The following is a 6585-nucleotide window of genomic DNA, read 5'->3' as shown; positions in this document are numbered from 1 at the left end:
GCGTAGTGGGCCTCTTCGGCGGACCCTAGCGGTCGTGAGGGTGCTGTGTGACCGGTAAGTAACGCGCGTCACGTCTCATCTGGCGGACATCACACCGGCGTGGCTCATTCGACTCCTCGTACGGCCTAGTTGAGCGACGGTCCGGGGTCGTCACTACTGTGGCCGTATGGTCAATCTGACGCGTATCTACACCAGGACCGGCGACCAGGGCACCACCGCCCTCGGTGACATGAGCAGGGTCGCCAAGACGGATCTGCGGATCTCGGCGTACGCCGACGCCAACGAGGCGAACGCGGTGATCGGGACCGCCGTCGCGCTGGGCGGGCTGGAGACGGCGGTCGTCAAGGTGCTGACGCGGGTGCAGAACGACTTGTTCGACGTGGGCGCGGACCTGGCGACGCCGGTGGTCGAGAACCCGGAGTTCCCGCCGTTGCGGGTCGAGCAGTCGTACATCGACAAGTTGGAGGCGGACTGCGACCGGTTCCTCGAAGACCTGGAGAAACTGCGCTCGTTCATCCTGCCCGGCGGCACCCCCGGCGCGGCCCTGCTGCACCAGGCGTGCACGGTCGTACGCCGGGCCGAGCGCTCCACGTGGGCGGCGCTGGAGGTCCACGCGGAGGTGATGAACCCGCTCACGGCGACCTACCTGAACCGGCTATCGGACCTGCTCTTCATCCTTGCGCGTACCGCCAACAAGGCGGTCGGGGACGTGCTCTGGGTCCCGGGCGGGGAGCGCTGACCTCTCCTCGTACCCGGCCGGCGCCTTCTTCGGCCAGATCGCGTACGTCAGTGCGATCAGGCCGTGGATGCCGACCACCCGGAGTGCCGCCCACTGGGTGGACCGCAGGGACGACGTGTCGCCGTCGTCGACGTACCAGACCGCCGCCTGGAGCAGTGCGCACGCGACCGCCGCCATGACGACGGTACGCAGCCAGAGGCGCCCCTCGTGGCGGGCGCGTGCCATGCCGTGGCGCGGCGGCTTCGGCGGGGGCGGGGCGCCGGCCAGGCGGTGCGCGGCGTGGCCGTCGAGCCGGCGGATCGTGTAGTGGCCGTACCCAACGGTGAAGCCGATGTAGAGGGCGGCCAGGCCGTGCTCCCAGCTCGGTTCGGCGCCGTTCTTCAGGTCGATCGCGGTGGCGACGAACAGCACGAGTTCGAGCACGGGCTCGCACAGCAGCAGCACCACGCTCGTCCGGCGCCACTTCAGCAGGTAGCGGACGGCCAGTCCGAGCGCCAGCAGCACCCAGAAGCCGACCTCGCAGGCGATGATCAACGCGACGATCACGACTCGCTCCTCACAGCTGAGTCCGGGTAATCCGTTCTCCCTCCAGGCTTCCGGCGGGGCGCGCCGGACGCGTCGTCGGCGGTGAGGAAGTCCTGGTACATCGAAAGATGCAGTCGAGGACCCTTCCCCGGGATCAGGTGGGCGGCGCCCGGGCCGTGTTGGATGGAGTCATGGCTCCGCGACTCCCCCGCCCGCACCGCGACGACGTGCGCATCGCACTCGCGGGGCTGATCGGCGGCCTGCTGATCTGGGGCGTCGGTCTCGGTACCCGTACGGCCGGTGACGCGCTCGTGCTGCTGGACGGGCGCTGGCCGATCCTGGTGCCGCTCGTCGTGACCGCCGGCTGCGAACTGCTGCGACGGGTCCGTCCGCGTACGGCGCTGCTGATCGGCACGGCGGCGCTGACCGTGGACGTCGTCACGCAGGGCAACCTGGCCACGGTCGTGATGTTCACGGACCTCGTGTACGCGGCCGTGCTGTACGGCCCGCCCGCCACCGCCCGCCGCGTCCCCTGGATCACCGGGCTGCTCTCGGTGGCCGGCGCGATCGTGCCCCTCGCCGTCTGGCGGGTCCCGCAAGCACTGCTCATCGGTGTGGTCGTCGGCATCGTGGCGTTCACCCCGGCCGCCACCGGTCTGATCGTGCGCAACCACCGGGACGCCGCCGACTCCGCCCGGCTGCGTGCCGAACAGACCGCGCTGCTCGCCGAGTTGGACCGTACCCAGGCGGTGACCTCGGAACGGGCGCGGATGGCACGGGAGTTGCACGACATGGTCGCCAACCACCTCTCCGCGATCGCGATCCACTCCACGGCCGCCCTCTCCATCGACGACCCGGACACCTCGAAGCGGGCCCTCGGTGTCATCCGCGAGAACAGCGTGGCGGGACTGGCCGAGATGCGCCGCCTGATCGGCATCCTGCGCGACAGCGGCGGCGGCCTGGAACCGGCGGCGGCGCCGACGCTGGACGGCCTTGGGGCGCTGGTCGACGGCGCCCGCGTCAACGGCCTCGACGTCACCCTCGACATGGACACCGGTTCCCGTGCGGACGCCGACGCCGTCCGCGCCGCCCTGCCCGCGCCGGTCGAGCTGGCCGCGTACCGCATCGTCCAGGAGTCCCTGACCAACGCCCTCAAGCACGCCTCCCCCGGCCGGGTCACGGTGACGCTCGCCCGGCTCGACGGCTCGCTGAGTGTCGCCGTGCGCAGCCCGTACGACGATCACGGCAGCCCGCGCGCACCCGGTTCCGGCGCCGGTCTGGTCGGGATGCGGGAACGGGTCGCGCTGCTGGGCGGCACCTTCTCGGCGGGACCGGTCGACGCCCACTGGACCGTACGCGCCACGCTGCCCCTCACCGAAGGAGAAGACGCATGACGCAACCGGCAGGAACCGTCCGGGTGCTCGTCGCCGAGGACCAGTCGGCCGTACGGGCCGGGCTGGTCCTCATTCTGGGCAGCGCACCCGGTATCGAGGTGGTCGGGGAGGCGTCGGACGGTGAGCAGGCGGTGGCGCTGGCCCGTGAACTGCGGCCGGATCTGGTGCTGATGGACATTCAGATGCCGCGCCTGGACGGGGTGTCGGCGACCCGGCAGGTGGTCGCGGAGCAACTGGCCGACGTGCTCGTCCTGACCACCTTCGACCTCGACGAGTACGTCTTCGGGGCGCTGCGCGCGGGAGCTTCCGGGTTCCTCCTGAAGAACACGGAGGCGCGGGATCTGATCGAGGCGGTACGGACGGTGGCGCGCGGCGAGGGTCTGATCGCCCCGGCGGTCACCCGGCGGCTGATCGCCGAGTTCGCCTCCGGGCCGGTACGGGAGCCCGGGGCCGATCCAGCCGTCCTGGACACCCTCACCCGGCGCGAGCGCGAGGTGCTGTCGTGCCTCGGCGAGGGACTGTCCAACGCGGACATCGCGGTCCGTCTCGACATGGCCGAGGCGACGGTGAAGACCCACGTCAGCCGGTTGCTGGGCAAGCTGGAGCTGCGCAGTCGCGTCCAAGCGGCGGTACTGGCACAGGAGTTGGGGGTTTAGCGGAATCGGGTGAGTGTGCCCGCGAAGTGGTCCAGACCTATTGACCCGTGGTCCAGACCTTCCTATTCTCGCGGCACTGTGGGTGCGAAGGCTCAGTCGCGCCCCCCTCACACCTCCAAGGAGGCGCGGCATGCGCTTCGCACAAAGATGTACGGCAGGCCTGACGACCCTGCTGCTCCCCCTCGCCGCCCTGGTGGGCCTCGCGGGCCCGGCCGAAGCGGCCGCCTCGGCCACCGCGACCTACGCGAAGACCCAGGACTGGGGCACCGGCTTCGAGGGCAAGTGGACGGTCACCAACACCGGTACCACGTCCATCAGTTCATGGACGGTCGAGTGGGACTTCCCCTCCGGTACGTCCGTCACCTCGGCCTGGGACGCCGACGTCACCTCCAGCGGCACCCACTGGACCGCCAGGAACAAGTCCTGGAACGGCACCCTCGCCCCCGGCGCCGCAGTCTCCTTCGGCTTCAACGGCGCCGGCGCCGGCTCCCCCGCCAACTGCAAGCTGAACGGCGGCAGTTGCAGCGGCGGCACGCTGCCCGGCGACAACGCGCCCTCAGCGCCCGGCACTCCGACGGCGTCCGGCATCACCAACACCTCGGTCAAGCTGAGTTGGGGCGCGGCAACCGACGACAAGGGCATCAAGAACTACGACGTCCTGCGCGACGGCGCCAAGGTCGCGACGGTCACGGCCACGTCGTACACGGACACGGGTCTGACCGCCGGCACGGACTACTCGTACACCGTCCTGGCCCGGGACACCGCCGACCAGACCGGGCCGGCCAGCGGCGCGGTCGCCGTGCACACCACCGGGGGAACCAACCCGCCCACCGGGAACAAGGTCAAGCTCGGCTACTTCACCGAGTGGGGCGTCTACGGCCGCAACTACCATGTGAAGAACCTGGTCACCTCGGGCTCGGCGTCGAAGATCACGCACATCAACTACGCGTTCGGCAACGTCAAGGACGGCAAGTGCGTCGTCGACGACACCTACGCCGCCTACGACAAGGCCTACACCGCCGACCAGTCCGTGTCCGGCGTGGCCGACACCTGGGACCAGCCGCTGCGCGGAAACTTCAACCAGTTGCGCCAGCTGAAGGCCAAGTACCCGAACATCAAGGTGCTGTACTCCTTCGGCGGCTGGACCTACTCCGGCGGCTTCACCCAGGCCGCCGCCAACCCGGCCGCCTTCGCCGCCTCCTGCAAGTCGGTCGTCGAGGACCCGCGCTGGGCGGACGTCTTCGACGGCATCGACATCGACTGGGAGTACCCGAACGCCTGCGGCCTGACCTGTGACTCCTCGGGTGCGGCGGCCTTCAAGAACCTGATGTCGGCGCTGCGCACCACGTTCGGGGCGAACTACCTGGTCACCGCGGCCATCACCGCCGACGGCTCCTCCGGCGGCAAGATCGACGCTGCCGACTACGGCGGCGCCTCCGCCTACGCCGACTGGTACAACGTGATGACGTACGACTACTTCGGCGCCTGGGCGAGCACCGGTCCGACCGCCCCGCACTCCCCGCTGACCTCGTACTCCGGCATCCCGACCGCCGGCTTCAACTCGGCCGACGCGATCGCCAAGCTGAAGGCGAAGGGCGTCCCGTCCACCAAGCTCCTGCTCGGCATCGGCTTCTACGGCCGCGGCTGGACGGGCGTCACCCAGTCCGCCCCCGGCGGCACGGCGACAGGCGCGGCCACCGGCACCTACGAGGCGGGCATCGAGGACTACAAGGTCCTCAAGAACTCCTGCCCGGCCACGGGCACCGTCGCGGGCACGGCGTACGCCCACTGCGGCACCAACTGGTGGAGCTACGACACCCCCACCACCATCGGCACCAAGATGACGTGGGCCAAAAACCAGGGGCTGGGCGGCGCCTTCTTCTGGGAGTTCAGCGGCGACACGAGCAACGGAGAGCTGGTGAACGCGATCAGCAACGGGCTCAAGTAGACCGGCTTCCGGCTGAAGCAGTCGGCTGTCGAAAGATCAGGCGCCATTGACGTTCCCCCGGACTGCGTCCGGGGGAACGTCACGCGAGGAATCCGGTCATCGCCCCTCCGTTCATCCGATGACGGTGAAGCCATGTCTGTCGCCCGGGTACCGAACGAGCCGTCCACATACCGGCGTTCCAGCAGCCCCTCTGCCGCCGGGTACCGGGGGCCTCATTGGCGGCCGCCACGACCCGAGCGAGGTTCACCCTCGGACGGGCCCCGCCCTGAGTGCCGGTGCCCGTTCCCACGGACAGAACCTTCGCTGCGTCGATCGCTCCCGGATCATCATGGTCGTTCTCTCGTGGATTCCAGGCCTCGGTCCACGGCCCGGAGGCGCGCCCGCGGGCCTCGATCCGGACACAGACCAGAACCTCGCGATTCTGGGGACTCGGTGGTGGTGGTGCACCACTCGGGGCACCGGCCCCTTCCTGTTCCTGTCCAAGAACATGGGCGGGGGTGCCGGGGCCCGGGGGCGTACCGGGCGCGGGGTGGTGGCGACGGGCTGGTACCAGTCCAGGTCGCCGTCCGCGCGCACGGTTCGCAGGTGGTGCGTGTCGACGGTGCCGCAGTAGGTGACGGACTGATCGGCGTGAACCACCGCGGCGTGGGAGGACGTCTTCCCTCACTCCCGGCGCATCAGATGCTGGGCGCGGCGATCCGCGTGTACGTCAAGCCGTTGCTGGTGCCGGCGGGTGTGGTCACCGTGACGGTGACCGGCCCGGTGGGGCCATTCGGAACGACGGCCGTGATCTGCGTCGGGGAGGCCACGGTGAACGACGCGGAGTCGGCGCCGAACTGGACTGTGGTGGTGGCCGCGAGATCACTGCCGGTCAGCGTGACGACCGTACCGGTGTCCGTCGGCCCCAGGGCAGGCGCGAGGGAGACCAGCACAGGAGCGTTGAGGTAGACGTAGTCGACGGGGTTGCTGGTGCCGCCGGGAGTGGTCACCGTGACCGCCGCGGCTCCGGCCGCATGGGCGGGAGCCACCGCCGTGATCTGCGTGCTGCTGTTGACGGTGAACGACGCCGCCGCCACCCCGCCGAACTGCACCGCCGTCGCGGCGAGGAGGTCGCTGCCGGTGAGTGTGACCGCGGTGCCGCCCGCCGTGGGTCCGGAGGGAGGTGCGAGGACCGTCAGCAGGGGCAGCGCGGCGTAGAAGAAGTACGCGTTGGGATCGGCGGCGTTGCTGGTGCCGCCGGGAGTGGTCACCGTGACCGCCGCGGCTCCGGCCGCATGGGCGGGAGCCACCGCCGTGATCTGCGTGCTGCTGTTGACGGTGAAC

General features: G+C 70.2%; 6 protein-coding genes. 4 read left to right on the top strand and 2 right to left on the bottom strand.

Going from position 1 to position 6585, the window contains the following annotated elements; all coding sequences use genetic code 11:
- Positions 1-166: 166 nt before the first annotated feature.
- Positions 167-739: a cob(I)yrinic acid a,c-diamide adenosyltransferase gene (locus tag PV396_RS35355; RefSeq protein WP_319211744.1), complete on the top strand. Its 573-nt coding sequence runs from the start codon at positions 167-169 to the stop codon at positions 737-739.
- On the opposite strand, the gene PV396_RS35350 is transcribed toward PV396_RS35355, so the two are convergent.
- The gene (locus tag PV396_RS35350; protein ID WP_319211742.1) at positions 656-1285 is read right to left on the bottom strand and encodes a hypothetical protein; all 630 of its coding nucleotides are present in this window, start codon (positions 1283-1285) and stop codon (positions 656-658) included. The genes PV396_RS35355 and PV396_RS35350 overlap by 84 nt on opposite strands.
- A 170-nt stretch (positions 1286-1455) precedes the next feature.
- Between PV396_RS35350 and PV396_RS35345 the strand changes: the two genes are divergently transcribed.
- From PV396_RS35345 to PV396_RS35335, 3 genes are all read left to right on the top strand, one after another.
- Entirely contained in the window at positions 1456-2658 is a 1203-nt protein-coding gene (locus tag PV396_RS35345; protein ID WP_319211740.1) for a sensor histidine kinase, read from the top strand.
- On the top strand, positions 2655-3314 hold the full coding sequence (locus PV396_RS35340) for a response regulator transcription factor (RefSeq protein ID WP_319211738.1): 660 nt from the start codon (positions 2655-2657) through the stop codon (positions 3312-3314). The genes PV396_RS35345 and PV396_RS35340 overlap by 4 nt, the downstream gene beginning before the upstream one ends.
- 130 nt (positions 3315-3444) lie before the next feature.
- On the top strand, positions 3445-5262 hold the full coding sequence (locus PV396_RS35335; RefSeq protein ID WP_319211736.1) for a glycoside hydrolase family 18 chitinase: 1818 nt from the start codon (positions 3445-3447) through the stop codon (positions 5260-5262).
- 677 nt (positions 5263-5939) lie between these two features.
- On the opposite strand, the gene PV396_RS35330 is transcribed toward PV396_RS35335, so the two are convergent.
- A partial coding sequence (locus tag PV396_RS35330) for an IPT/TIG domain-containing protein (protein ID WP_319211734.1) occupies positions 5940-6585 on the bottom strand: 646 nt, incomplete at its 5' end.

This window comes from Streptomyces sp. ME02-8801-2C (assembly GCF_033793965.1).
Taxonomy (GTDB): Bacteria; Actinomycetota; Actinomycetes; order Streptomycetales; family Streptomycetaceae; genus Streptomyces.
Note: the sequence above shows the minus strand (reverse complement) of the source record. Positions and strands in the feature narration are given on the sequence as shown.